A 24,921-nucleotide genomic window follows, 5' to 3' on the forward strand; every position below is an offset into this window, starting at 1 on the left:
CAGGAGGTACTCATGGCATCCGACGGTTTCACCACGTGTCTCTGGTTCGACGGCCAGGCCGAGGAGGCCGCCCACTTCTACGTCTCGGTCTTCAAGAACTCCAGCATCGGAAAGATCGCCCGCTACCCCGAGGGCGCGCCCCAGCCCGCGGGCAGCGTGATGACCGTCGAGTTCACGGCCAACGGCCACAGGTTCCTCGGACTCAACGGCGGCCCCGAGTTCAAGTTCACCGAGGCGGTCTCCTTCATGATCTTCTGTGAGAACCAGGAGGAGATCGACCACTACTGGACCAAGCTCACCGAGAACGGCGGCGAACCCGGCCCCTGCGGCTGGCTCAAGGACCGGTACGGCGTGTCCTGGCAGGTCGTCCCCGACCGGCTCGACGCCATGATCACCGACCCGGACCCGGCGAAGGCGGCCCGCGTGACCCAGGCGTTCATGGCCATGAGCAAGTTCGACATCGCGGCCCTGGACAAGGCGTACGCCGGCGAGTGACGCGCCCCCGGACAGGGGCGGAAACCCCTTCCGCCCCTACCGGGACTCGGCCAGGATCCTCGGCATCGTGGAAGACGCCGCGCACCTCGGCGGCTTCTCCGTCTCGGAGGACTCCAGGAGCGGTCAACTCGCCGACTGGCGAACGGTTTTCGTGATCTCCCGGGCGATGCGCAGGATGCCGGGGGAGCGGACCGGGCAGGGCTTCGGCGTGGACGTCGTGGGCGCCAGGCAGAAGTGCAGGTAGTCGTCGTCCCGGTGCAGGGCCGTCCGGTCGCGGGACGGCTGAGTGCAGTAGTCGGGATGGGCACGCTCGAAGTCGGTGCACGGAAGGTACTGCGTCCAGACGTAGCGGTCCGACCCCGGACTCACCGTTCTCCCGGCGTCGGCGACGATGCCGCCCGACGTGGCGGCCAGCCGCTCGTACAGTCCGTTCACCCGCCGCACCCGGTCGGGCGTGATCGGATCCGGGCCCTGGAGCACCCACACGATCCGCGGCCGGCGGGAGCCGCCGGCCGTCGCGATCTGCTCGACGAGCCTGCGCGCGTCGGCCTCGTACCGCTCGAAGTACCGCTCCCGCGAACCGTCGTACGTGATCCCGTCCATGCACCAGGTGAAGTCCCAGGCGTTGCCCCAGAACTGCAACACCACGAAGTCCGGACGCAGCGACCGCACCAGGGCGGCCGCCTTGTCCCGGGCCGGGACGAGGGACCGCTCGGCCGTGCCCTCCAGGTAGTCGCACAGGGTGGTGCCCGAGTAGGGGGCGCTCGTGTACTCGGCGCGCAGGTCCCGGCGCAGTTCCTGGCCGAGGACCTCGTGGTTCTCCATGGCGAGCGAGTCGCCGAGGTACAGCACGGTGGGCGCTCTCCCGGGGGTCCGTGCGCTGGGGGAGGCGGGGGCCCGCTGATGTGTGGTCGCGGACACGTCCGGGGCGGACGGCGGGGGAGTCCCGGGCCCGGACGACGGATCGCCGCACGCGCCGAGCAGCAACCCCGCCACCAGCACCCCCACGATCCACGGTCTGCGCATACGGCAACCCCCGCCCCGGGCCGGTGAAACGGCTCACCAGGCAAGCACAGCCGGACCCCGAGGGGAAGACACTTCACGACAAGTCGTTCACCAGCACCGCCGCCCCGTCGAACCGCCCGGCCTTGAGATCCGCGAGCGCCGCCACGGCCCGCGACAGCGGATACGGATGCGTGGTCGCGCGCACGCCGTACCTCGCCGCGAGGGTCAGGAACTCGCGGCCGTCCTCGCGCGTGCTGGAGGCGACGCTGCGCAGCTCCTTCTCGTAGAAGAGCTCGGTCTCGTAGTGCAGTGGAGGCGTGTCGGTGAGGTGGATGCCGGCGACGGCCAGGACGCCCCCGCGGTCCAGGGCGCGCAGGGCGACCGGGACCAGTTCGCCGGCGGGGGCGAACAGGATCGCGCTGTCCAGCGGCTCCGGCGGCCTGGCGTACGCGTCCTGCGCGGAGGCCGCGCCCAGCTCCAGCGCCAGCCGCCGGGCGGCCGCACCGCGCGTCATGACGTGCACGGTGGCGCCCTCGGCGAGCGCCACCTGCGCGCACAGATGGGCGCTGCCCCCGAAGCCGTACAACCCGAGCCGTCCGCCGGGCGGCAGCCCGGCCCGGCGCAGCGCCCGGTGGCCGATGATGCCCGCGCACAGGAGGGGAGCCAGGGCCACGTCCGGCACGCCGTCCGGCAGCCGGTGGGCGAACGCCGCCGGCACCGTCGTGTACTCCGCGTAACCGCCGTCGGCGTACCAGCCCGTGTACTCGGAGCGGGGACACAGGTTCTCCGCGCCGCGCGCGCAGTACGTGCAGCTGCCGTCGGTCCGGCGCAGCCAGGCCACACCGACCCGGTCACCCACCGCGAAGCCGCGCACCGCCGCGCCCGCCCCGGCCACCACGCCGACGACCTCGTGACCGGGCGTGACACCCATCCGGTGCACGGGCAGGTCGCCCTCCGCCACGTGCAGGTCGGTGCGGCACACACCGCAGGCGCGCACCCGCACCAGCAGCTCGTCGTGCGCGGGCACCGGCACCGGCTTCTCGACCAGCCGCAGAGACCCCTCCTCGACCGGGCCCGGCCGCACCACCGACCACGCGCGCATCGTCCCGTCCGCCATCCCGCCGCTCCCGGTCCTCACGAAGGCCCCTGCCCAGTCTGCGCCGGAACCGCCCGTTCGGCGCGCGGGTCGGTCCGCGGGTGACTAGCGTGAGGAAACGGACTATCCGCTCATTCGGAAGGGCCGTGGTCATGGCCGTGCAACCTGAAGGTACCCCGTGCTGGGCCGACGCGATGTTCAGCGACCTCGAAGGGGCCAAGAGCTTCTACGGAGACGTCCTCGGCTGGACCTTCGCCGAGGCGTCGACGGAGTTCGGCAACTACACCGAGGCTTACTCGAACGGCAAGGCGGTCGCCGCCGTCGTCCCGCCCATGCCCGGCCAGGAGGGCCAGTCGCAGTGGTGCCTGTACTTCGCGGCCCGGGACGCCGCCGCCACGGCCGCCCGGATCCGTGACAACGGCGGCGAGGTGCTGATGGAGCCGATGCAGGTCGGTGACTTCGGCACGATGTGCCTGGCCCGCGACCCCGGCGGTGTCGTCTTCGGCGTCTGGCAGGCGGGCACCCACGAGGGCTTCGACACGACGGCCGAACCGGGTGCCTACACCTGGGCGGAGGTCTTCACCCGCGAGCCCGCCAAGTCCGACGCGTTCTTCCCCGCCGTCTTCTCCTACAAGCAGAAGGAGATGGGGGACGAGGCGATGGACTTCCGGATCTACGACCTCGGCGACCGCAGCGTGCTGGGGCGGATGAAGATGACGGACGACTTCCCGCCCGAGGTGCCGCCGTACATCAACGTCTACTTCGCCGTCGAGGACTGCGACGACGCCGTCGCCAAGGCCACCAAGCTCGGCGGCGTCCTGCGGTTCGGGCCCATGGACACCCCGTTCGGCCGGTTCGCGGCCCTCAGCGACCCGCAGGGCGCCAATTTCTCGGTCATCGACATCACCAGGACCGAGGGTGAGATGCCGAAGATGACCGACGTGAGCTGAGACCTCCGGCCGGACGGCCCACGCGGCCATGGCATGATCGGGGCCATGCGTGAACGTGTTGTGGCCGCGTGTGACGGGGCTTCGAAAGGAAATCCCGGGCCCGCGGGCTGGGCCTGGGTCGTCGCCGACGCTTCCGAGAGCCCGGTGCGCTGGGAGGCGGGTCCGCTCGGCAGGGCCACCAACAACGTCGCGGAACTCACCGCGCTGGAGCGCCTGCTGGCCGCGACCGACCCTGGTGTGCCGCTCGAGATCCGGATGGACTCGCAGTACGCGATGAAGGCCGTCACCACCTGGCTGCCCGGCTGGAAGCGCAACGGCTGGAAGACGTCCGGCGGGAAGCCGATCGCCAACCAGGACCTCGTCGTGCGCATCGACGAGCTTCTGGACGGCCGCTCGGTCGAGTTCCGCTACGTGCCCGCCCACCAGGTCGACGGCGACCGGCTCAACGACTTCGCCGACCGCGCCGCCAGCCAGGCCGCCACCGTCCAGGAGCCCGCGGGCAGCGGCCTGGGCTCCCCCGAGCCGCCGCCCGCGCCGGACGCGCCGGCCAAGGCCCCGCGCTCCCGGTCGCGCGGCGGCTCGGCCCGCACCGCGAAGGCCTCGCCGTCGAAGGGGTCCTCGCGCACCATCAAGGCCAAGTTCCCCGGCCGCTGCCAGTGCGGCCGCTCCTACGCGGCCGGTGAGTCCATCGCCAAGAACGACAGCGGCTGGGGCCACCCGGAGTGCCGCGCGGCCGAGACCGTCTGACCGGACGGTGGCGGCCGGACGGTCCAGGCCGCAGGGTCAGGCGTCGAACGTGTAGTGCGCCGTGTGGTCCAGCAGGTCCGCCGGGCTCGTGTCGTGCCACGGCCGCATCGTCTCGCGCAGGTCGATCACGTTCGGCGTGCCCGAGGCCGGCAGATAGCCGGAGTCGGGGTGCCGCCGCTGCCACTCGGCCCACAGCTTGTCGATGAACGCGTGGTGCAGCCAGAACACCGGGTCGTTGGGGGAGACCCCGGTGGCCATCTGCCCGCCGACCCAGACGTGGACGCGGTTGTGCAGATTGACGCCCCGCCACCCTTCGAGGTGGTTGCGGAAACCGTCCGAGGCGCTGTTCCAGGGCGCCATGTCGTACGTGGGCATCGACAGCACCGACTCGACCTCGGACGGCGTCGGCAGTCCGCGTCCCCCGGCGCCGAGGGAGCGCCGCAGGAACGTACGGCCGTCGACCCGCACGTTGATCGGCCAGTTCCCGGCGGACGCGGAGAACGGACCGTCCGTCACCCGGCCGTCCCGCTCGCGCCCGGTGCCGCCGAGGAAGTCCGGCGCCTACAGCGAGGCGCGCGGCGAACGGTCGACGCTCCAGTCCCAGTACGGCAGGGCCACCGACGGGTCCACCGACTGCAACGCCCGCTCGAACTCCAGCAGGAATCTTCGGTGCCAGGGCAGGAAGGACGGTGAGCGGTGTCCCGTCCGCTCGCCGTCGTCGGTGTCGGAGACGATGAACGCGTTGTGCGTCGTGACGAATTCGTCGTAGCGGCCGCTGCGCTTCAATTCCAGGAGGGCGGCGACGAAACGCCGCTTCTCGTCGGGGGTCAGGGCGGACTGGTTCTTGCGGACGGTCATGTGCGGGTGCTCCAGTGCTTTCCGGGGCGGATCAGTTGGCGGGGAAGGGCAGCAGTGGCGCGCCCTGGAGCTCGTCCACGGCGGCGCGGGCGGCGGCGCGCGGGGTGGCCACCGGGTCGTAGTGGCTGACGACGCTGATCCAGGTGCCGTCGGCGTTGCGCATCACGTGCAGTTCCACACCGTCGACGAACACCGCGTATCCAGCACCGTGGTGGTGGTGACCGGCGGCGGGCCGGCCCTGTATCCGGCGGCCCTTGTAGACCTCGTCGAAGGTCTCGGGGGAGTCGTGGTGCCCGGCGGCCGTGGCCGGGGCGCTTGCCGACCATGTCCCCGTCCCCGCGGTCGTGGCGACGACGGCCGCGGCGGTGAGCGCACGGCGACGGCTGAGTTCCGGCATCCGGACCTCCTGAGTTCGTTCGGGTGATGACCCCGCATGCCTATCGGCCCGTCCCGTACCGGGAGAAATCCCCGCGAGCGGGTTGGCTGCGATTCGGGCAATTCCCCTTATGTCATGCAAGGTTGAACGAAGGTGATCTTGCCGTGAGAGGTGCCCGGGCCACTGCGGAAGGGAAAGTTCCGCCCGCGAGACGTGCTGTGGCGGATGTTTCTCCCCGTGCCGTCCGCTGCCCGTGGTGCGCGTCACGCCGCGAAACTGACGCGATTCGGCGGTCCGGCCGATGCGTGAGGGCCGGGTGTGTCGGCGGTTGGCCCGCCGTCTCCGCGGCCGGCGAACCTCAGGCGTGGCTCACGCCTTGGCGTCCTGCCCGAACAGCCGGTCCAGGAAGGTGTTGCCGTAGACGTGGTGCGGGTCCAGCCGGTCCAGTGCCGCGTCCGCCTCGGCCCACTCGGCCGTGCCGACCGCGGCCGGCACCACCGTGCCCAGTACCTCCTGGTCGCTCCACACCCCGTCGTCCGTGTACGCCCACCCCTTTGACCACTCCACCCGGGTCAGGGCGGACCCGCCGTCGTACGCGCGCAGCAGGAACCGCTCGATCTCGCGCAGGAACGCCTCCGCGCCCGGCGTGCCCGGCAGCGTCAGGATGTCCAGCCACACCGCCGTGTCCCACTCGGGGTGGTCCGCGCGTGGCCGGAGCGCGGACAGCAGCGGCGGACGGGCCCCGGCCACACCGGAGTCGCGGGGGTCGTCCAGTCCGGTCACCCTGATCTCCACCGACCCGTTGACGGGGAAGCTGCCCCGGGCCGCGTACGCCGTCAGCCGCTCCCGGTAGAACGCGGCGAACTCGGCCACGACCCGCTGCACCCGGTCCCTGGACGTGAGCACGGCATAGCCGTTCGCGTGGACCCGCAGCGTGGTCGGCTTCAGATACAGCAGTGTGTTCTTGGACGGCCCCCAGATGTCGCCGGACAGCGTCGCCACCAGCCCGAGCGCGGCCGCGTCGTACTGCGCGGTGCCGAGCACCGGCGCCAGATACCAGGCCGCCTCCGACGTCATCCGGCCCACCAGTTCCGCCACCGGGGCCGGGACGTTGTCGGAGAACGGGTAGTTGTACGGCCGCCTCACGTGCCGCGAGGTCAGCGGCCGGGTGGGGGAGACGCTCCACACCTTCAGCCACGGGTGCTCGGTGAAGGCGAACCAGATCGCCTCGACCCGCCCGGCCTCCTCCAGGAAGCTCGCGAACGTGCGGCGCCCGTCCCCGGTGCCGGGCGCGGCGAACAGCTCGCCGGCCGGGATGTCCGTACGGCTCACGCACCGCAGGCCGGTGTCGGCACCCACCCGCAGGACCACCTCGGTCACCAGGGACCGCCCGAGATGGGTCAGCAGCGCGGCACAGTCCGCCTCGTCCCGGTGGAACGTGCGCAGCGCGTACGCGCCGGCCCGGGAGTCCCACACCACGGCCGTCAGGGACAGGATCAGGTTGCTCAGCGAGCCGTACGTGTGCCCCGGCGGGCGTCGCTCGCCCCGTGCGGGCACGGCGGTGCCGTGCGCGTCGATCGCCAGGGCGCCGCCCAGGGTGAGGACACCGGGGGCGGGAGTCGCCGTGACCCCGAGGCCGTTCTCCTCCAGGAAGGTGAGCAGGGCCTCCAAGGTCACGCCGGTGCCGGCCCGCACGGCGGTCGGCGAGTCCAGGGCGAGGCCGGTGAGGTGGGGCGCGGTGTCGACGAGGAGGACGGGTGCGCCCGGCGGCGTCCCCTCCGTCACCGTCAAGGGTGACCAGCCGTGCGAGGCGCCCCGGGCACGCACCCGCCACCCGTGCCGCCAGGCCCAGTTGACGACGTCGGCCACCTGGTCGGGGCGTCCCGGCGCGCAGGCCCACATCCCGTCGGCGGTGATCTCGCCGACCCAGTTCCGGTACGCCGAGCGGTACAGCGCGACGTCCGCAGGGAAGTCCGGCAACTCCGCCGCAGCGGCGGCCGGATCCGCCGGCAGTCCCGGCACGGCGGCCAGCGCGGCCGCGGTGAGGAGGAAGCCCCGGCGCGACCAACGCGCCTCGTCCGACGGGAAGTTGCTCGCTGAACCAGTTGTCACGGGAAGCCACGCTAGGGGCGCGTTGACACGTGACGTATCCCTGACGACTCTATTCACTCGTGTGAGTGAATGGGGCGGGGTCGGCGGCCCGGAGCGAGATGTTCCGCGCGTGGCCGTGAGGGATGACAGACTGACGCCCATGGACGAGCGCACATTCGACAGGTCGGGCCAGCACGCTTCCGTCGTCGGTCTCGGTACGTGGCAGCTGGGTGCCGACTGGGGAGACGTCGACGACAAGGAAGCCCTCGCGGTACTGGAGGCGGCGGCCGAGGCCGGGGTGACCTTCTTCGACACCGCCGACGTGTACGGCGACGGCCGCAGCGAGCAGACCATCGCCGCGTTCCTCAGCGGCAGGCCGGACCTGCACGTCCTGGTCGCCACCAAGATGGGCCGCCGGGTCGACCAGATCCCCGAGAACTACGTGCTCGACAACTTCCGCGCCTGGAACGACCGCTCCCGGCGCAACCTCGGCGTCGACCGTATCGACCTGGTGCAGCTGCACTGCCCGCCGACGCCCGTCTACTCCACGGACGAGGTGTTCGACGCCCTGGACACCTTGGTCGAGGAGGAGCGCGTCGCCGCGTACGGCGTCAGCGTCGAGACCTGCGCGGAGGCACTGACCGCGATCGCCCGGCCGAACGTGGCCAGCGTGCAGATCATCCTCAACCCGTTCCGCATGAAGCCCCTGCGCGAGGTGCTCCCGGCCGCCCGCGAGGCGGGTGTCGGCATCATCGCCCGCGTGCCGCTGGCCTCCGGCCTGCTGTCGGGCAAGTACACACGGGACACCGTCTTCCCCGAGAACGACCACCGCACCTACAACCGGCACGGGGAGTCCTTCGACGTGGGCGAGACCTTCTCCGGCGTCGACTACGTCACCGGCGTCGAGGCGGCCGCCGAGTTCTCCGCGCTCGCCCCCGAGGGGTACACCCCGGCCCAGCTGGCCCTGCGCTGGATCATCGACCAGCCCGGTGTCACGACCGTGATCCCCGGCGCCCGCTCACCCGAGCAGGCCCGTGCCAACGCGGCCGCCGCCCGCCTGCCGGAGCTGTCCGGCCGGACGCTGTCGGCCATCCGCGACCTCTACGACCGGCGGATCAAGGACCAGGTGGAATCCCGCTGGTAGGAGAGGTCCCCCGACCCGTCACGGCACCAGGAGCAGCTGCCTCTCCTGCTCCTGGTCGCCGGAGGCGGCACCGTCGTCGCGGGTCGTGAAGGCCCGGGTGAGCGTGTCGCTCGCCCGCCGCACCGCCTCCGGGGCGCCCTGCACCGTGACGGTCACCGGGGCGGAAAGGCGCTCGGCGCCCGCCCCGGTGCTCCCGGCGGGACCCGCGTCCGCGCCGCCGTCGAAGGTCGCCATGTGCACCGTCGCGTTCTCGTCGGCGGGCAGCTCGTCCGGTGCCCCGAACGTGCCTTCCAGGGCCCGGACGACCGCTCGTGCGTCGTCGGCACCCCCGCCGCTGAGCGTGACGGTGAGCTGCGTACCGGACATGCGTCCACGACCTCCTCGGGCTGTGCGTCAGTCGCCGTCCGTGTAACCGTCCGCTGATCGCTCAAACCGCCGTACGGGGCCGGGACGACGGCCGCTTACGGGGAACCCGCGTGAGAGAAGGACCACGTCTCACACCGGGGAGGAACAGTGGCGGACACGGCAGACGGCGCGCCCAGGCGCCGGGGGCGCAACGAGACGGAGGAGGAGAGAGCGGACCGGATGTGGCAGGAGCTCATCCAGGAGGTCCGGGTGGCCCAGATGGGCGTACAGATCCTGTTCGGCTTTCTGCTCACCGTGGTGTTCACCGACAAGTACGACGACCTGACCGACACGGACCAGCTGATCTACCTCGTGACGGTCGTCCTCGGCGCGTGCGCGACCGGGGCGCTCATCGGGCCGGTGTCCCTGCACCGCCTGGTCTCCGGGCGGCGCGTCAAGCCCCAGGCGGTGCGGCTTGCCTCCCGGCTGACGCTGCTCGGCCTCGTGCTGCTGCTCGCCACGACAACCGCCTCACTGCTGCTGATCCTGCGCGTGGCGACGCACGACGGCTTCGTGCCCTACCTCGTCGCCGGCGTCGTCGGCTGGTACCTGCTGTGCTGGTTCGCCCTGCCTCTGTGGACCCGGCACCGCCACACGTCGAAGTGACGGCCGCGGCATGAGTACGGCTGCTCGGCTCGTCCCCGGGTCAGCCCCCCGCGATGACGTCCGCCAGGAAGTCGTCGACGCGGACGTCCTCGCGGCCCGGCGGGACCACCTCGTGCGTCTCCCGCAGGAACGCCGCGAACGCCGGGGCCCAGGCGAACACCACCGCGTGGTGCCGGCCCCCGTCCGGACGGGCGTCACCGAGGAACTCCAGGCGCAGCTCCTGCCACATGCCGTGCGACTCGGGACGCATCCGCACGTCCCCCACTCCGACCGGACGCCGCAGCGCCTCACCGAGCATCTCGCGGTCCAGCTGCCAGCGGGCGAGGACACGGCCGTCGTGGCTGAAGACGACGGTGACGGCGAACGGGTCCGCGGCGTCGTAGCTCAGGTGGGCGAGCACGGAGAAACGGTCCGTGTCACCCGCCTGGAGCTGCACCACCAGGGTCTTGTGCACGAAGGAGTTCACGAAAGGGCCTCCGGGAGGAACCAACCGACGTAGAGCCCTCTAGTACCCCCCACACGCACAAGATGCTCAGCTCTCCGGGTGATTCCCGCGGGCACCGCGCAGGGACTCGATGCACACGGCCACGGCCCGCTGGAGCTCCTCCAGACGCTGGACCATGTCGTCCTCGTAGAACTCCCCGGCGTCGTCGAAGGTCAGCTCCTCGAACACCTTGGTCGCCCTCTGGAGGCTGCTGTAGAACTTCGTGCGCCGCTCCCGCACCCGCAGGCCCGGGTCGGTCTCGACGGTCTCGACGACCAGGGACTTCATGGTGTCGTACGCCTCGGCGGCCCACTCGCCGGCGTCCTCGCCCTCGTCCAGTTCGTCGATGAGCGACAGGTGCCGCTCGGCCTCCTGGCGGAGGTCGGCCGGCGCGTCCACGGTCTGCCCCGCGGGCGTTCTGATCTGCCCCGACTCGGCGATCTGGCGCACGTATCCGATCCGGTCGGCCGCCCTGCTCTCGTCGGCGACGGCCTTCTTCAGCTCGTCGGTGCGCACGACGTCACGGGCCAGCTCGGACTGGAGGCCCGGGTCCTCCCGGACCCGGTCCAGCAGGGCCTGGCGGGCCGCGCGGGCGGTTGCCGGGTCGGCGAGGATCGCGGCGCGCAGAGCGGTCGGGTTCTCCGCGACCTCCAGCGCCTTCGTGGGCCGGATGCCCTCCGCCTGGGCGGCCTCGGCGATGGCGGTGCCGCGCTCGGACGTGGCGCCGGAGCGGGAGACGTAGTAGCCCAGCCACACGTCGGCGTCCGGCAGTTCCACGTCCTGACCCGGCGTCAGCGCCTCGAAGTGCGGGACCAGCCCGTCGTCGGCCGCCCGGTCCCACGCCTTGTAGTAGCGCATGACCCGCTCCGGGGAGCACCCGGCGAGTTCCGCGAACTCCTTCGCCGACACCTTCGGCGTCTCGTCCGCTCCCTGCCCGCCGGGCCGCACGCTGCGCGCCACCTTCAGCCCGAAGGCCCACCCTCCGGTCCGGGCGTACGCCCCGAACTCCCGCGCGTCCCGCGCGATCGGCTCGGAGACGGGCGCCGACGGCGCGGGGGACGTCTCGGGCGGGGTGAGGGCGACGGTCACGACTCTCCTTGGGGCGAGGCGGGGCGGATCTGACTGCACGCTGTGCGGACGGCAGCCTATCGGCACCCGCCGGCCTCGCCGTTCACGGTCTGCGCAGGCCCGGGGGCTCAGCCGAACGCGTCGCGCAGGGCGGGCAGCAGGGTCTTCTCCGACCAGTCCAGATACGCCGGCTGCGACTCGCCACCGATCTGGACCAGGGCGACCTCGGTGAAACCGGCCTCGGCGTACGGGCGCACGGCCTCGACGAAGGCGTCCGGGTCGTCACCGCACGGGATCGCGTCGGCGACGTCGTCGGGCGTGACGAACTGGGTCGCCGCCTCGAAGGAATCCGGGTGCGGCAGTTCCGAGTTGACCTTCCAGCCGCTGCCGAACCAGCGGAACTGGGAGTGGGCGCGCTTGACAGCCGTGTCCCGGTCGGGGTCGTAGCAGACCGGCAGCTGGCCCACGCGGGGCTTGCCCTCGCCGCCGTGCCGGTCGAACGCCTCCAGCAGCCCCGCCTTGGGCTCCGTGGCGATCACCAGATCGCCCAGCCGGCCCGCCAGCTCGCACGACTGCTCCCCGGAGACGGCGATGCCGATGGGCGGCGCCTCGTCCGGCAGGTCCCACAGCCGGGCCGACTCCACGTCGAAGTGCGTGCCGCGACGGTTGACGTGGCCGCCCTTGAAGAGGGCGCGGATGATCTCCACGGCCTCCTCGAACATCTCGTGCCGCACGTCGACGGACGGCCAGCCGCCGCCCACCACGTGCTCGTTGAGGTTCTCGCCGGAGCCGAGTCCCAGCCGGAACCGCCCCTCGGACAGCAACTGGACCGTCGCCGCCTTCTGCGCCACCACCGCCGGGTGGTAGCGGAACGTCGGGCACGTCACGTACGTCATCAGCGGGATACGTGACGTGGCCTGGGCGGCCGCACCGAGCACCGCCCACGCGTAGGGCGAGTGACCCTGCGAGCGCAGCCACGGGAAGTAGTGGTCGGAGGTCACCGAGAAGTCGAAGCCCGCCTCCTCGGCCCGCACCACATGGTCGACGAGCTCTCGGGGGCCGGCCTGCTCGGTCATCATCGTGTATCCGATTTGCACCATAACCGCCGAGTCCCCTGACAGGGGGCGGGAAAACTGCTCGATCAAGGTCCGGCGACGGGGCAGGATGCCCCCATGAGTGCCTCCGCCCTGCCCGCGGGCAGCCCCGCCTCCCAGGGCGTCGACGCCTCCGGCGTCCACGCCTTCCTCGACGCCCTCGAAGCGGCCCCGGAGATCGAGCCGCACAGCCTGATGATCATGCGGCACGGCCGGCTGGTGGCCTCCGGCTGGTGGGCACCGTACACCCCCGACCGCCCCCATCTGCTGTACTCGCTCAGCAAGAGCTTCACCGGGACCGCCGCCGCACTGGCCGAAGCCGAGGGGCTGCTCGACTTCGACGCTCCGGTGATCTCGTACTTCCCGGAGTTCGAAGCCGATATCACCGACCCGCGCAGCCGGGCCATGCTCGTCCGGCACGTGGCGTCCATGTCGAGCGGCCACGAGCGGGAGACCGTCGATGAGGTCTTCGCTCTGGACCGGGAGGAGCCCGTGCGCGGGTTCCTGCTGCTGCCGCCGGATCGCGACCCCGGCACCGTCTTCGCCTACAACCAGCCCACCACCTACACCCTCGCCGCGATCGTCCAGCGCGTGACCGGGCAGTCGCTCACCGCGTATCTGCGCCCGCGGCTGCTGGATCCGCTGGGCATCGGCGAGGTGTTCTGGCAGCGGGGCCGGACCGGCCGCGAGATCGGCTTCAGCGGTCTGCACGCCACCACCGACGCCGTCGCCCGGCTCGGCGAGCTGTACCTGCGCGACGGGGTCTGGGAGGGCGAGCGGCTGCTGCCCGAAGGGTGGGTGGCCCGGGCCACGCGTCCGCACATACCCACCGCCGGAGCCATGGGAGACGCCGACCGGCAGGACTGGGACCAGGGGTACGGCTACCAGTTCTGGATGTCCCGGCACGGCTACCGGGGTGACGGTGCGTACGGCCAGTTCTGCCTGGTGCTGCCCGAGCAGGACGCGGTGATCGCGATGACCGCGGCGACGGAACGGATGCAGGACGTCCTGAACCTGGTCTGGCAGCACCTGCTGCCCGCCTTCGGCCCCGAGCCGCTGCCCGGCCGCGAGTCCGCGGACGAGGCCCTGCGGGAGCGCCTCGCCGGGCTCGCGCTGCCGCCCGCCCCGGGCAGGGCGGCGCCGCCGGAACGGGCGGAGGAATGGGCGGCAGCCGAGTTCAGGTCCTCCGAAGAGGACGGTCCCGCCCTGTCGGCCGGGCTCGTACCGGACGCGGACGGCTGGACGCTCGGGCTCACCGAGGGCGAGAACCGGCTGGACATGCGGATCGGAGCGGGGCGCTGGGCGGTGGCGGAGGAGCCGCTCCCGACCGCCGTGAGCGGCGGCTGGACGGACTCCGGCACGCTGGCCGTGGAGGTGGCGTTCCTGGAGACCCCGCACCGCCTCGAGCTGGCCTGCTCCCTCGCGGACCGTACGCTCACCGCGAGCTGGCGCACGCAGCCCTTCAAACCCAGCCCGCTCACCTCTCTGCGCGCCCCGCGCGGCTCAGTCTGAGCCCGGCCGGAACGTCTTCAGGAACGCCCGCAACGCCTCCTGGTTCGCCTCGTCCTCCCAGTCGGCGTCCGGGGTCGTCCAGCGCAGCGAGAAGCTCCGGCCCCCGCCCAGCAGGAAGCCCCGGCCGAAGGTGTGCACCCGGGTGCCGTCGACGTCCGCCGTCCACTCCATGTCGGCGGCCTCGCGCCCCTGGTACGTCGTCGCGCGGATCTCGCCGATCCGCCGGTAGCCGCCGGACCGCTCCAGGTGGGGTTCCACGTCGTCCCGCCACACGGCCACGGGGTCGGGGCCCACGCGTTCGCTGTAGGTGACGGCCAGCGTGCGGTCGTCACCTTCGGCACCGAAGACCACGCGGTACCTCAGATCGCCCTGGCGATCGGTGTCCAGCCGCTCCCAGCCCTCGGGGAGCGCGACGGAGAAGCCCTCCGGCGCGTGGTAGGTGTGGAAACCGGGCGGCAGGGCCGTGGCCGGTGCGGACGGCGTCGGCGTAGGCGTGGGCGTGGGCGTGGGACCGGGGGACGACGGAGAGGGCGTGGGGGAGGGGGAGCCGGTCCTGGGCGGTCCGGACGGCTCGGGGCTGCCGCCGCCGGTGCCCTCGCCCGGCGAGGCGGCGGAGGCCGGTGGCCGGGCCGGGGACTCCGCCGCGTCGCTGCCGGAGTCGCTGCCGGGCAGCCCCTGGGTCGCGGCGAGCACGGCGACCGCGACCGTGACCACGGCCAGGGTGGTCCCGGCGACCATGGTCCGTCTGCTCCACGCCGGACCCCCCGGCCGCATCGCGGCGTACGCGCCGCGCAGCCGCGGCACGGGCACCGACCCCACGGCCGCCTCCGGGTTCTCGCTGAGCGCGCGGGTCAGCGCCTCCCGGACCACCGGGCGGTTCAGCCGCTCCCGCGCGTCCTTGCGGAGCAGCCCCTGCACGACCTGGGTGAGCGGCCCGGCGCGCACCGGTGTACGCAGCGGCAGCCGGTCGACGCCCTTCAGGGTGTTCTCCGGCCGGCCCCGGTCGCGGAAGGGCGGGCGGCCCTCGACCATCGTGTAGAGGATCGCGCCGAGCGCCCACAGATCGGCCGTGGGCCCGATGTGCTCGTCGCGGGCCTGTTCCGGGGAGGCGAACGCGGGCGCCGTGAGCCGGGGCGCGAGAGTCGCGCCGACCAGGCCGTAGCCGGTGACGACCACCGAATGGTCCTCGCGTACGAACACCTGGCCGGGGCTGAGCTCGCCGTGTGTGATGCCCTCGGCGTGCGCGGCGTCCAGCACGTCGAGCAGCTCGAGGCCGACACGGGCGGCCCGCACGTAGTTGAACGTGCCCTGCTCCGAAAGGAGTTCGCCGAGCGGGCTGCCGTCGATCCACTCGTTGACGGTCCACAGGGTGCCGGCCTCCTCGACGGCGTCGACGACGGTGGCGATCCGGCCGGGGCACAGCAGCGCCATGCGTTCCGACGTGCGCAGCAGGCGGCCGGCGGCCCGGCGTTCGGTCTCGTACGCGTCGTCCGGAAGCCCGATCTGCGTGACGAGACACGGACGGGAGACCTCGCCGGCCCCGAGGTCCTCCGCGTACCAGCAGATGCGGTTGGTCTCGCGCTGGATGATCTCGAGCAGCCGGTACCGGCCGGCGACCAACTGGTGTGTGGAGACGTGCGCCCTGCCCATGGCCATCCCTCGCTGGAAACCTGGCTCTCACCTTTTCCAGAAGTACGGCGGATGAGCCGTGCTGCGTTCAACCGGATCGCAACTCGGCGTTCTTCTTGTCTTTTATTCAAGAGTGGGGGATCAAGTGTGCGAGAGAAAACGGTCTTTCGCGGGCTCAGGAGCGGCTCACCTCGGTCACCCCGGGGCCGCCGAGGGCTCGCCGCGGGTGCGGAGAATTAACCCCGCGGCCCGCGGATTCCCGAATCCCCGGCCGGCCTGCTGGTAACCGACGGTAAATACGAAGGTGTCCGACGGCTGAACTCGACGCCCCTCCGATGAATTCGGTGACGGATTATCCGGCGGCGGTCGGCTCAGCCGGTACGCCGCAGCAGGAAGCCGAGCAGTGACCGCAGTTCACCGAGGGCCCTCACCTCCAGCGGCACCCCGGCGAGCGCCGTCTCGACGGCGGCGACGTGCCGCCGGGCCTCCGCCATGGCCGCCGCACGGCCGTCCGCCCGCTCGATCAACTCCGCCGCCGCACCGGGATCGTCGCCCGTCTCCAGGAGCGCGGCGAGCCGGCCGCCCTGCGGGGAACCGAGCGCGACCAGCACCGGGAGCGTCTTCTTCCGCTCCCGCAGATCGCCGTGGACGGGTTTGCCCGTGACCCGGGGGTCACCCCAGATGCCCAGCACGTCGTCGACGATCTGGAAGGCGATCCCGAGGTGCCGGCCGGCCCGGTCGAGCGCGGCGGCCGTCTCGGGGGCGGCACCGGCGAGTACGGCGCCCAGCGCGGCGGCGCAGCCCAGCAGGGAACCCGTCTTGCGCTCGGCCATCGCCCGGTACTCGTCCGGCCGGACCCGCTCCGGCCCCGTCCAGGGGCGGTCGGCGAACAGCAGGTCGTCCGCCTGCCCGCGCACCAGGTCGCCCAGCGCGACGGACAGCGCCCGCACGGCCGCGCCTCCGCCGGGCTGCGCGGCGAGCGTCTCGACGGCGAGCGCGAACAGGGCGTCGCCCGCGAGGACCGCGGGGCCCGTGCCGTAGGCCTTCCACACGGCCGGGCGACGGCGCCGGTCCGCGTCGCCGTCCATGATGTCGTCGTGCAGGAGGGAGAAGGCGTGGACCAGCTCCACCGCCACGGCCGCGGCCACCCCGTCCCGCCCGGACGCACCGGCCGCCTCGGCGCCGAGCACGGCGAGCGCCTGCCGTACGCCCTTGCCGCCCGGGGCGACGGCCGGTGCGCCGCCGACCTCGCACCAGCCGAAGGAGTACGCGGCCATCTCACCGACCCAGGGATGCAGTCGGCCGACGGCTTCGGTGAGGGCGGGCCGTACGAGTGTGCGGCAGCGGTGGAGGATCCGGTCGGCGTCGGCCGGGGGGTTGGGGCCGACCGCGTGATCCCGCAGTTCGTCGTACGTGACCGCTTCCCGGCGTGCCGCCTCTGCCGCCGCGGGGGAGACCGTCACCGTGTCACCTCCGCCGCCCTCGCCTCGACGACTCCGGCATCCGGTATGCCCAGTTCGTCGTACGCGCGCGCCACCATCGCGCGGGCGTGCCGGAGACCGATCCGCTCCAGCGTGCCGGCCAGCTCGGCCAGTTCGGCCGCCGTCTCGGCGCGGTCGCGGCCCAGCCGGGCCAGGGACTTGGCGAGGCCCAGCCGGGACAGCGCCTCCCCGCGCGGCTCGCTCATCGAACGGAACTCCGCGAGGGCCTGCTCGTACAGGGCGCGCGCCTCCGCGTAACGCCCGGCCCGGTACAGGACGTTGCCGCGCATCTTGTGGTTGTAGGCCAGCGCGCTGGACAGCCGCATCTCGCGGCACGTCGCCTCGGCCTCGCTGAGCAGTTCCAGGGCCCGCTCGGTGTCCCCGTCACGCACGGACACGACGTCGGCCAGACCGCGCAACGCCCAGGCGTGACCGCGCCGGTCGTCGGCGCGCGCGGCGATCTCGGCGGACTCCTCGAACAGGGCGTACGCGGTGTCGTAGTCCCCGGTGTTGCGGTGCATCTGCGCGATGCCCTCCAGCGCCCACACCGTGTGCCGCGCCTCCCCGCGCCGCCGGGCCTCGGCGAGCAGCTGCTCGTGCAGCCGGCCGACGGCCTCGTAGTCGCCCTGGATACGGCCGGTCTCGGCCAGGCCCGCCAGCGAGTAGCCGCGCACGACGATGTCCCCGCCCTGCTCGCCCAGATCGGCCGCGAGCTGGAGCAGCCGGCGGGCCAGCCGGAACGCCCCGCGCTGCCGGGCCAGCGTGCCGCCGCTCCACAGCGCCCAGGCCATCGCCGCGACGTCCCCGGCCCGGCGGGCGGCCCGGTAACTCGCCTTCCACGCCCGGTCCGCGTCCTCGACCCGGCCCAGCCGGCGGTGCGCCTCGGCCACGGCGAGTCCGGAACGCGCCGCTTCCCCGGGCTTCCCGGCGCGCTCGGCCGCCCTCAACTGCTCGGTGCCGGCGGCCAGAACGTCGGTCAGTGCGGAGTTGACGGACAGGGTGGTGAGCGCGCCCTGGTACTCCGGGGCGAATGCCTTGCCGTACATCGATGCCTTTCGGTCCGTATACACGCCATGTATACACAGAGCGTATACATGGCGTGTATAGAAGGGTGGAAACCTGCCCTGGCCACAAGGGCCAGGGCATCACCTGTTGCCGATCAAGACGTCGACCGCACGGACGGGGTTGCCTGTGAGGCGCAGATCACCTGACAGGGACTCAGTGCTGCCCCGACTTCTGCGGAGTCGCCTCGCTCGGCCGCACGACGACGTATCCCTCGCCCTCGAGCACCAGTTGCACGGCCTCGCCGGAGCCGCCCCGCAGCATCGAGCCGATGGACTGGGAGCGGTGCAGCGAGGTCTTCAGGCCCGCCGTCCAGCCCACGATCGCGTCGGTGTCGACGTACACCGGATACTGCGGCGAGACCGGGATGACCAGCGGGTTGCCCTCGCAGATCAGCCCCAGTCCGCCGTGCCCGGTGAAGACGCTGTTGAACAGGCCGCCGCCGGTGATGCCGGCGCCCTTCACGGTCGCGATGCGGTAGGACAACGTGGCGTCGAAGCACAGGACGTTGCGGCCGTTGACCGTGAACTCGTCGCCGGGTTCCACATCGACGATGAAGCAGTTCTGCGCTTCGTGGGCGAACCACGCCTCGCCCTGACCGCGCACCGCCATCAGCGGCAGTCCCTCCCCGGTGACCGCGCGCTTGAGCATGCCGCCCACGCCCTGGCCCTTGCGCTCGAACTGGAGATTGCCGCGGTAGGCGATCATCGCGCCCTGCCGGGCGAGCATCTCGCCGTTCACCGTGTAGCGGAGGCACTTGGCGTTCTCGACCGTCATGCCCGGTGCGACGGCCGGCTGCGCCATGTGCCTGCTGGAAAAGAGGTCACCCTTCATACGCGCATCCTCACCCGGAGCGCTCGCCTCCGCCAAGATCGGGGCGAGTGACGGACAGGGCGCACGGTGGCGCGGTGTCAGCCGCCGAACAGTTGCGTCCAGTACGTGCCCGCGCGGCCGCCGCCCGCGAAGCCGACCCCGAGGTGCGTGAAGCCGGGCTTGAGGATGTTGGCCCGGTGGCCGGGGCTGTTCATCCAGCCCTCCACCACCTCGGCGGGGGAGCGCTGGCCGCAGGCTATGTTCTCGCCGACGGAACGCAGGGTGGAGCCCGCCGCGGCGGCCCGGTCCCAGGGCTGGCTGCCGCCGGGCGCGGTGTGCGAGTAGAAGTCACGGGCCACCATGTCCGCGCTGTGCGCCTGGGCGGCGGCGGTGAGCAGGGGATCGGCGGCCAGGGGCGGGAGCCCGGCCCGGGCGCGCTCCCGGTTGGTGAGGTCCCTGACGGCCGCCGCCGCGCCGGCCAGCCCGTCCGGTGTGAAGGGCCTTGCCCAGAGCGCGGTCCAGTAGGTGTCGCCGGTGGGACCGTCGTGGACGTGGGCCACTGCGGTGTGGGTGAACACCGGGTCGTGCAGGGTGCGGCGGGGCCCGTCCGTGCGCAGGCAGTACGCGACGAACTCGGCGGTGGTGCGCGGGCCGGACACCAGGTGCTCGCCGACGGTGAGGTACGCGTACCCGGCGCCGACGACCCGCTGGTAGACGGACACGCCGTCCCGGCTCTCGACGCCGAGGCGTCCGGACGCGGCCATGGCGGCGGCGTGGGCCCGCGCAGCGGACACGAGCCGAGGGTCGAGCGAGACCGGTGGTGAACCGGCGGCGCTGCGGGCGGAGTTGACCAGGGCGGCGAAGCCGTCCGGGTCGGGTGCGGGCGGCGCGGAGGCAGGCCGCGTCCGCGGCGCACCGGCGGTCGCCGAGGCCGGAGCCGGCCCGGGCGGGACATCCACGACGTCGACGCCGAAGTCCCGGGCGAGTCCCGCCAGTCCGTCGGCGTACCCCTGTCCCAGGGCACGCAGCTTCCAGAGGCCGCCGCGCCGGTAGAGCTCCGCGAGGAGCAGGACCGTCTCCTGGCGGGGGTGCGGCGGGGTGAACCGGGCGAGCGGGCGGCCTGCCGCGTCGGTGACGTGCAACGTGGGGGAGGGCAGGCGGCCGAGGGCGGTTCCGGGCTCGGCGGGGCTGACGGCGAGGGTGACCCGCGTGGCCCCGGCACGCAGCCTCGCCGGGTCCACGGTGAGCGCGTCGCCCCGCAGCGCCGCTCCCGGCGCGGCCGGCTGGTTGTAGAAGACGAAGTCGCCGTCGCCCCGCACTTTTCCGCCGTCGTCCGTGACGAGCGCGGACACGTCGAACGGGCCGGGCACCCGGACGGTCACCGCCCCGCCCGGAAGCGGCAGATTGCCACCGGGGACCAACTCGTTCATCACGCCGCCCTGCTGTCGTCGTACCGGCCTCCCCGCAGGGGACGCGGATGCCCCGACAACGGCCGTGACGGCACGAGGGTTCCCACGCCAGCCCCCAGCGGCAGGGCAGCCCGACCGAGGCCACCCCACGGCGGCGGAGGCCGCACCACTACCGTGTCGTACGCCGGGACGGCACGGAGTGCCCGGCTCGCTCCCGGTGGCTCCGCGACACTGCGGGCACCCGCCCCCTGACACCCCCGCCCGTGCACACCGGCCGAAGGAGCGCCCACGTTGCCCCGCACCGCACGCCCCCGCAGCCGCACCGCCCCGGCCGCCCTCTCCCTGTGCCTCGCGCTGGGTTGCGGTTCCGGCGGGACGCCCCGGGGGGACGGGCCGGCCCCGCCGTCCAGCGCGCCGACGGGAACCGGGCACGACGTGGTCACCTGGGCCTCCTCCGCCGACCGCATCGGCGCGGCGGTCGACGGCCGCGGCTACCGGCTGGTCGTGCGTACCAGCGTCGGCGGCACCGGCCTCAGGGTGCGGCTGTCCAACGCCTTCGGGGACCAGCCGGTGACGTTCGGCAACGTCCACGCGGGTCTCCGGCGCGACGGGGCCGCACTCGTCCCCGGCAGCAACCGGCGCATGACCTTCCGCGGCGCCCGCTCCGTCACGGTCCCCGCCGGCGGCATCGTCTACAGCGACCCGCTGCCCGTCCGCGTCCCCGCCGCGAGCGCGCTCGTCGTCAGCCTCTACGTCCCCCGGGCGGGCGGCGTGCTCACCGGGCACTGGATGGCGATGCAGACGTCGTACACCACCGACGGCGACCACACCGCGGAGGAGAGCGGCGCCAACTGGGCACAGCGGACCGGCTCCTGGTCCTACCTCGACGCCGTCACCGTGCGGCCCCGGCCCGCGGCGGGCGCCGTGGCCGCCCTCGGCGACTCGATCACCGACGGCTGGCACTCCACGACCGACCTCGACCGCCGCTGGCCGGACTACCTCGCCCGCCGGCTGCGCACGTCCCCCACGACGAGCGTCAAGGGAGTGGCCAACGCGGGCATCGCCGGTAACAAGGTCCTCGCCGACGGCCCCGGACAGAGCGCCCTGAACCGCCTGTCGCGGGACGTGCTCGCACTGCCGGGCCTGCGCACGGTCTTCCTCTTCCAGGGCGTCAACGACATCAAGGTCGAGCCCGGCGCCACGGCCGACGAGCTCATCGCCGGGTACCGCACGCTGGCCGACCGGGTGCACGCGGCCGGGAAATGCCTCGTCGCCGCCACGATCGCCCCCTACAAGGGCTGGCAGGAATGGGACCCCGCCGGGGAAGCCGTGCGCCGGAAGGTCAACAGCTTCATCCGCACCAGCGGCGAGTTCGACGCGGTCACCGACTTCGACCGCGTCCTGCGCAGCCCCGACGACCCCGAACGGATCCTCCCCGCCTTCGACGGCGGCGACCATCTGCACGCCAACGACAAGGGGATGCGGGCGATGGCCGACGCCGTCGATCTGCAGAGCCTCGACTGCGGGAGCCGGTAGCCCGGGTCAGGGGACCGGCCGGTCAGCCGGACGCCGACGGCTCCGGCGTGATCAGACCCTCCCGGTAGGCGATGGCCACGGCCTCGCCACGGCTCGACGCGCCCAGCTTGGCGAGGATGTTGGAGACGTGGACACTCGCCGTCTTGCCGGTGATGAACAGCTCCTCGCCGATCTGCCGGTTGCTGCGGCCGAGCGCGAGCAGCCGCAGCACCTCCCGCTCGCGTGCGGTCAGCACACCGGCGCGGACGCCCTGGTCCGGCGTGTCCGCCAGGCGGCCGCGCCGGACCAGGGCGTCCACCTGCTCCCCCAGCGGCGTGGCGCCGAGGCGGCCGGCGGTCTCCCGGACCTCACGGGCCTCGGCCGCCGCCTCGTCACGACGCCCGGCCGCCACCAGGGCCTCGGCGTACCGCAGCCGGCCGCGCGCCTGCTCGTAGACGTCGCCGTAGCCGAACGCCGTCACCACCGCCGACCAGGCAGCGGCGTCCGGCCCCGAGACGGCCCGGAGCCACTCCGCCTCGGCACGGGCCAGCCACGCCTGTCCCTCGGGCCCCTGCGGGGTGCCGCCCTCGCCGCGCGCGGCGGTGGCCCGCGCCAGGTCCACCAGTTCGCCGGCGGTGTCCGCCCAGCGCCGGGCCCCGGCCTCGTCGCCGGCCGACCGCAGCTCGGCGGCCGCGTCGGCCACCGCGGACAGGGCCAGGGCGGCGAGCCGGACCGTGACGTCCGGGCGGTCGCCCGCCTCGCTGCTGAGGGCCGCGACCGTGGACCGCATCCACCGCACGGCGTCCTCGGGATCACGGCGCAGCGCCGCGGCATCGGTGAGCACGATGCCCGCGACCAGGGTGGCCATCCAGTCGAAGGGCCCCTCCAGCAGGGCGCGCGCCCGGTCGGCGGCCGTCAGGTCGCCCCGTGCCAGGGCGACGTACAGCGCGGGACCGACCGTGTACCCGCCGGCGGCCGGCAGCACCTCGGCATCGGCCGCCGCCGCCCGCACACACTCGTCCCAGCGGCCCAGCACGTGCAGCACCAGCAGCCGCAGGTACCGCATCTCCAGCGGATACGGGGACGACAGCAGCCCGGCGCGCCGGGCCCGGTCCAGTCCCTCCGTCAGCCAGGGCACGCACTCCGCCAGCGCACCCGACTCGTAGCAGCCCATGGCCAGGTTGAACAGGGCGCGCAGCTCCACGGCCGCGTTGCCCGAACTCCGGGCCAGGTCCCGGGCCTTCAGCAACCGCTCCCGGCCCTCGGGGCCGCGCCGCCCGCCCCCGTCGAAGACGGCCAGGGAGATCAGCAGGTCCGCCTGCGCGTCGGTCACCCGCAGCTCCTCGGCAACGCGCAGGGCCCGCCGGGCGACCCGCAGCGCGGTCTCGTTCTCCCCGACGTGGCGTGCGGCCATGGCATGCGTGGACGCCGCCCACACCCACGTACGCGACGGAGGATCCTCCGGGATCATCGCCAGGGCCTCGCTGCTGTAGGCGAACGCCGCCGTCAGACTGTCCACGCTGAGCAGGTTCCCGGCGAGGGTGTAGCGGACCCGGGCGGCGAGTTCGGAGTCGGCGTCCTGGCCGAGCTCCGCCAGTGCGGAGCGCGTGAGGGAGACCGCCCGGTGCAGCTCCCCGGCGTGCGCGGCCGCCGCCGAGGCCCGCAACGTCAGCGTCACACGGTCGACGCCGCCGACGGAGGGCCGCGCCTCGGCATCCACCGCCGGCCACAGATCGAGGGCCGCTTCCAGATGCCGGTGCTCCTCGGCCGGCGCACCGACCCGCTGGGCGTGATCGGCTGCTTCCAGGGAGGCGGCCAGCGCCTCGGCGAGATCGTGGCTCTCCCGGTAGTGGTGGGCACGCTCGGCGGCGCTCTCGGCGGTCCGGCCCTGCGCGGCTAGCAGCCGGGCGAACGCGCCGTGCAGCCGCGCCCGCTCCCCGGGGAGCAGATCGGCGTAGACGGCCTCACGGGCGAGGGCGTGCCGGAACGAGTACGTGTCGTCGTCCCCGGCGACGAGCAACTGCCGCCCCACCGCCTCCCGCAGCGCCGACTCCAGCTCCTCCTCGGGAAGCCCGACCGCCTGCCGCAGCAGCTCGTGCTCCACCCGGCGCCCGGCGACGGCCGCGGTCCGCAGCACCTGCTGCGCGGTGTCGGACAGCTGCTCGAAGCGGATCAGCAGCACCTCGGCGAGCCCGCTCGGCACCCCACCGGACTCCGTGTCCGTGGCCGCGAGCAACTCCTCGGCGTAGAACGCGTTCCCCTCGGCCCGTTCCACGATCCGCCGCACCGTGGCGTCCGCCAGCGGACGCCGTTCGAGGTGACGCACCAGCCGGGCCACATCGGAATCGCCCAGCGGCCGCAGCTCCAGCCGCTCCACGGCGGGCAGCCGTATCAGCTCCGCGAGCAGCGGCCGCAGCGGGTGGCGGCGGTGCAGATCGTCGGCACGGTACGAGGCGAACACCGCAAGCCGGTGCCGCAGCACACCCCGGGCGAGCAGAAACCGCAGCAGATCCCGCGACGACTGGTCGGCCCAGTGCAGATCCTCCAGCACGAGCAGCAGAGGCGCGGTGTCCGCCACCTCGGCCAGCAGCCCCGCCATCCCCTCGAACAGCCGCAACCGCCCGTCGACGTCCCGCGCCGATCCGGTCCCGGCCCCCAGCAGTCGCTCGACCACCGGGTGAGCGGCCAGGGCGGAGGCGAACCGAGCGTCGGCGGCGAGCACACCCAGGATCTCTGTGAACGGCAGATAGGGCAGCCCGACGTCACCGAGATCCACGCAGTGTCCGACGGCCACGGTCATGCCCGAATCGGCGGCCCGTCCCCCGACCTCAGCCAGCAACCGGGTCTTACCGACCCCGGCGTCCCCGGCGACCAGCACGGCCCGTGCCTCACCCCCACGCGCACGCTCCAGCACCCCGGAGAGCCGGGCGAGTTCGGCTTCCCGCCCGACAACCGGCGTGACAAATGAAGCGTGCGGCACAGGACCAACCTTCTTCTTGAGGGGCGCGGGGCTGTGACATTGTGCGGCTCCGCCGCGTGGGCGCGATCAACCACATACAACCCGCAGCCGCCACGAAACCC

21 protein-coding genes and 1 pseudogene are annotated in these 24,921 nt (G+C 73.2%); 7 read left to right on the top strand and 15 right to left on the bottom strand.

Annotation, left to right across the window (positions count from 1 at the left end):
- Nucleotides 1–12 precede the first annotated feature (12 nt).
- A complete protein-coding gene (locus tag GTY47_RS14310; protein ID WP_010033139.1) occupies nucleotides 13–495 on the top strand; it encodes a VOC family protein in 483 nt (160 codons plus the stop codon).
- A gap of 123 nt (nucleotides 496–618) precedes the next feature.
- On the opposite strand, the gene GTY47_RS14315 is transcribed toward GTY47_RS14310, so the two are convergent.
- Entirely contained in the window at nucleotides 619–1,521 is a 903-nt protein-coding gene (locus GTY47_RS14315; protein WP_029180709.1) for a hypothetical protein, read from the bottom strand.
- Between the two features lie 73 nt (nucleotides 1,522–1,594).
- On the bottom strand, nucleotides 1,595–2,602 hold the full coding sequence (locus GTY47_RS14320; RefSeq protein ID WP_029180710.1) for a zinc-binding alcohol dehydrogenase family protein: 1,008 nt from the start codon (nucleotides 2,600–2,602) through the stop codon (nucleotides 1,595–1,597).
- 146 nt (nucleotides 2,603–2,748) lie between these two features.
- Between GTY47_RS14320 and GTY47_RS14325 the strand changes: the two genes are divergently transcribed.
- The gene (locus tag GTY47_RS14325; protein ID WP_029180711.1) at nucleotides 2,749–3,546 is read left to right on the top strand and encodes a VOC family protein; all 798 of its coding nucleotides are present in this window, start codon (nucleotides 2,749–2,751) and stop codon (nucleotides 3,544–3,546) included.
- A 33-nt stretch (nucleotides 3,547–3,579) separates the two neighbouring features.
- Nucleotides 3,580–4,293 (top strand): ribonuclease H, encoded by a 714-nt coding sequence (locus GTY47_RS14330; RefSeq protein WP_029180712.1) that lies wholly within the window; start codon nucleotides 3,580–3,582, stop codon nucleotides 4,291–4,293.
- A 36-nt stretch (nucleotides 4,294–4,329) separates the two neighbouring features.
- Here GTY47_RS14330 and GTY47_RS14335 read toward each other — a convergent pair.
- The 3 genes and pseudogenes from GTY47_RS14335 to GTY47_RS14345 form a co-directional block, all read right to left on the bottom strand.
- Nucleotides 4,330–5,151: pseudogene (locus GTY47_RS14335) on the bottom strand (tyrosinase family protein).
- Between the two features lie 31 nt (nucleotides 5,152–5,182).
- Nucleotides 5,183–5,548: a tyrosinase cofactor gene (locus tag GTY47_RS14340; protein WP_010033152.1), complete on the bottom strand. Its 366-nt coding sequence runs from the start codon at nucleotides 5,546–5,548 to the stop codon at nucleotides 5,183–5,185.
- A gap of 348 nt (nucleotides 5,549–5,896) precedes the next feature.
- Nucleotides 5,897–7,639 carry a cholesterol oxidase substrate-binding domain-containing protein gene (locus tag GTY47_RS14345; protein ID WP_029180713.1) on the bottom strand — a complete coding sequence of 581 codons (1,743 nt, stop codon included), beginning with the start codon at nucleotides 7,637–7,639 and terminating at the stop codon, nucleotides 5,897–5,899.
- Between the two features lie 139 nt (nucleotides 7,640–7,778).
- Between GTY47_RS14345 and GTY47_RS14350 the strand changes: the two genes are divergently transcribed.
- Nucleotides 7,779–8,762 (top strand): aldo/keto reductase, encoded by a 984-nt coding sequence (locus GTY47_RS14350; RefSeq protein ID WP_010033158.1) that lies wholly within the window; start codon nucleotides 7,779–7,781, stop codon nucleotides 8,760–8,762.
- Nucleotides 8,763–8,780: 18 nt separating this feature from the next.
- Here GTY47_RS14350 and GTY47_RS14355 read toward each other — a convergent pair whose 3' ends face one another.
- Entirely contained in the window at nucleotides 8,781–9,128 is a 348-nt protein-coding gene (locus GTY47_RS14355) for a hypothetical protein (protein WP_010033159.1), read from the bottom strand.
- Between the two features lie 219 nt (nucleotides 9,129–9,347).
- Between GTY47_RS14355 and GTY47_RS14360 the strand changes: the two genes are divergently transcribed.
- Nucleotides 9,348–9,773 carry a DUF6328 family protein gene (locus GTY47_RS14360; protein WP_010033160.1) on the top strand — a complete coding sequence of 142 codons (426 nt, stop codon included), beginning with the start codon at nucleotides 9,348–9,350 and terminating at the stop codon, nucleotides 9,771–9,773.
- Nucleotides 9,774–9,813: 40 nt separating this feature from the next.
- Here GTY47_RS14360 and GTY47_RS14365 read toward each other — a convergent pair whose 3' ends face one another.
- The 3 genes from GTY47_RS14365 to GTY47_RS14375 all read right to left on the bottom strand — a co-directional run bounded on the left by GTY47_RS14365 (nucleotide 9,814) and on the right by GTY47_RS14375 (nucleotide 12,425).
- Nucleotides 9,814–10,239, bottom strand: a complete 426-nt coding sequence (locus GTY47_RS14365) for an SsgA family sporulation/cell division regulator (protein WP_010033161.1) — start codon at nucleotides 10,237–10,239, stop codon at nucleotides 9,814–9,816.
- 66 nt (nucleotides 10,240–10,305) lie between these two features.
- Nucleotides 10,306–11,346: a hypothetical protein gene (locus GTY47_RS14370; protein ID WP_010033162.1), complete on the bottom strand. Its 1,041-nt coding sequence runs from the start codon at nucleotides 11,344–11,346 to the stop codon at nucleotides 10,306–10,308.
- Nucleotides 11,347–11,453: 107 nt separating this feature from the next.
- Nucleotides 11,454–12,425 carry an LLM class F420-dependent oxidoreductase gene (locus GTY47_RS14375; RefSeq protein ID WP_010033163.1) on the bottom strand — a complete coding sequence of 324 codons (972 nt, stop codon included), beginning with the start codon at nucleotides 12,423–12,425 and terminating at the stop codon, nucleotides 11,454–11,456.
- A gap of 72 nt (nucleotides 12,426–12,497) precedes the next feature.
- On the opposite strand from GTY47_RS14375, the gene GTY47_RS14380 reads away from it, so the two are divergent.
- Nucleotides 12,498–13,931 carry a serine hydrolase domain-containing protein gene (locus GTY47_RS14380; protein ID WP_010033164.1) on the top strand — a complete coding sequence of 478 codons (1,434 nt, stop codon included), beginning with the start codon at nucleotides 12,498–12,500 and terminating at the stop codon, nucleotides 13,929–13,931.
- On the opposite strand, the gene GTY47_RS14385 is transcribed toward GTY47_RS14380, so the two are convergent.
- The 5 genes from GTY47_RS14385 to GTY47_RS14405 all read right to left on the bottom strand — a co-directional run bounded on the left by GTY47_RS14385 (nucleotide 13,923) and on the right by GTY47_RS14405 (nucleotide 20,346).
- Nucleotides 13,923–15,587, bottom strand: a complete 1,665-nt coding sequence (locus tag GTY47_RS14385; protein ID WP_029180715.1) for a serine/threonine-protein kinase — start codon at nucleotides 15,585–15,587, stop codon at nucleotides 13,923–13,925. The two genes, GTY47_RS14380 and GTY47_RS14385, sit on opposite strands and share 9 nt — an antisense overlap.
- 344 nt (nucleotides 15,588–15,931) lie before the next feature.
- The gene (locus GTY47_RS14390; protein ID WP_040902476.1) at nucleotides 15,932–16,963 is read right to left on the bottom strand and encodes a polyprenyl synthetase family protein; all 1,032 of its coding nucleotides are present in this window, start codon (nucleotides 16,961–16,963) and stop codon (nucleotides 15,932–15,934) included.
- A gap of 56 nt (nucleotides 16,964–17,019) precedes the next feature.
- A complete protein-coding gene (locus GTY47_RS41610; protein WP_010033178.1) occupies nucleotides 17,020–18,087 on the bottom strand; it encodes a tetratricopeptide repeat protein in 1,068 nt (355 codons plus the stop codon).
- A gap of 172 nt (nucleotides 18,088–18,259) precedes the next feature.
- On the bottom strand, nucleotides 18,260–18,937 hold the full coding sequence (locus tag GTY47_RS14400; protein WP_010033180.1) for an AIM24 family protein: 678 nt from the start codon (nucleotides 18,935–18,937) through the stop codon (nucleotides 18,260–18,262).
- 77 nt (nucleotides 18,938–19,014) lie between these two features.
- On the bottom strand, nucleotides 19,015–20,346 hold the full coding sequence (locus tag GTY47_RS14405; protein ID WP_010033184.1) for a CAP domain-containing protein: 1,332 nt from the start codon (nucleotides 20,344–20,346) through the stop codon (nucleotides 19,015–19,017).
- A 270-nt stretch (nucleotides 20,347–20,616) separates the two neighbouring features.
- Between GTY47_RS14405 and GTY47_RS14410 the strand changes: the two genes are divergently transcribed.
- Nucleotides 20,617–21,861 carry an SGNH/GDSL hydrolase family protein gene (locus tag GTY47_RS14410; RefSeq protein ID WP_010033186.1) on the top strand — a complete coding sequence of 415 codons (1,245 nt, stop codon included), beginning with the start codon at nucleotides 20,617–20,619 and terminating at the stop codon, nucleotides 21,859–21,861.
- Between the two features lie 22 nt (nucleotides 21,862–21,883).
- Here the strand turns inward: GTY47_RS14410 and GTY47_RS41615 are convergent, their stop codons facing one another.
- The gene (locus GTY47_RS41615; RefSeq protein ID WP_029180716.1) at nucleotides 21,884–24,820 is read right to left on the bottom strand and encodes a helix-turn-helix transcriptional regulator; all 2,937 of its coding nucleotides are present in this window, start codon (nucleotides 24,818–24,820) and stop codon (nucleotides 21,884–21,886) included.
- Nucleotides 24,821–24,921: the final 101 nt, after the last annotated feature.

The sequence above is a fragment of the Streptomyces sp. SID5464 genome, assembly GCF_009862985.1.
Classification (GTDB): domain Bacteria; phylum Actinomycetota; class Actinomycetes; order Streptomycetales; family Streptomycetaceae; genus Streptomyces; species Streptomyces chartreusis_D.

Coding starts and splice junctions, on each gene's coding strand:
- GTY47_RS41610 (WP_010033178.1), bottom strand. CDS start 18,087: ATGTACGGCAAGGCATTCGCCCCGGAGTACCAGGGCGCGCTCACCACC.
- GTY47_RS14315 (WP_029180709.1), bottom strand. CDS start 1,521: ATGCGCAGACCGTGGATCGTGGGGGTGCTGGTGGCGGGGTTGCTGCTC.
- GTY47_RS14385 (WP_029180715.1), bottom strand. CDS start 15,587: ATGGCCATGGGCAGGGCGCACGTCTCCACACACCAGTTGGTCGCCGGC.
- GTY47_RS14355 (WP_010033159.1), bottom strand. CDS start 9,128: ATGTCCGGTACGCAGCTCACCGTCACGCTCAGCGGCGGGGGTGCCGAC.
- GTY47_RS14380 (WP_010033164.1), top strand. CDS start 12,498: ATGAGTGCCTCCGCCCTGCCCGCGGGCAGCCCCGCCTCCCAGGGCGTC.
- GTY47_RS14310 (WP_010033139.1), top strand. CDS start 13: ATGGCATCCGACGGTTTCACCACGTGTCTCTGGTTCGACGGCCAGGCC.
- GTY47_RS14350 (WP_010033158.1), top strand. CDS start 7,779: ATGGACGAGCGCACATTCGACAGGTCGGGCCAGCACGCTTCCGTCGTC.
- GTY47_RS14360 (WP_010033160.1), top strand. CDS start 9,348: ATGTGGCAGGAGCTCATCCAGGAGGTCCGGGTGGCCCAGATGGGCGTA.
- GTY47_RS14405 (WP_010033184.1), bottom strand. CDS start 20,346: ATGAACGAGTTGGTCCCCGGTGGCAATCTGCCGCTTCCGGGCGGGGCG.
- GTY47_RS14325 (WP_029180711.1), top strand. CDS start 2,749: ATGGCCGTGCAACCTGAAGGTACCCCGTGCTGGGCCGACGCGATGTTC.
- GTY47_RS14375 (WP_010033163.1), bottom strand. CDS start 12,425: ATGGTGCAAATCGGATACACGATGATGACCGAGCAGGCCGGCCCCCGA.
- GTY47_RS14340 (WP_010033152.1), bottom strand. CDS start 5,548: ATGCCGGAACTCAGCCGTCGCCGTGCGCTCACCGCCGCGGCCGTCGTC.
- GTY47_RS14320 (WP_029180710.1), bottom strand. CDS start 2,602: ATGCGCGCGTGGTCGGTGGTGCGGCCGGGCCCGGTCGAGGAGGGGTCT.
- GTY47_RS14330 (WP_029180712.1), top strand. CDS start 3,580: ATGATCGGGGCCATGCGTGAACGTGTTGTGGCCGCGTGTGACGGGGCT.
- GTY47_RS14400 (WP_010033180.1), bottom strand. CDS start 18,937: ATGAAGGGTGACCTCTTTTCCAGCAGGCACATGGCGCAGCCGGCCGTC.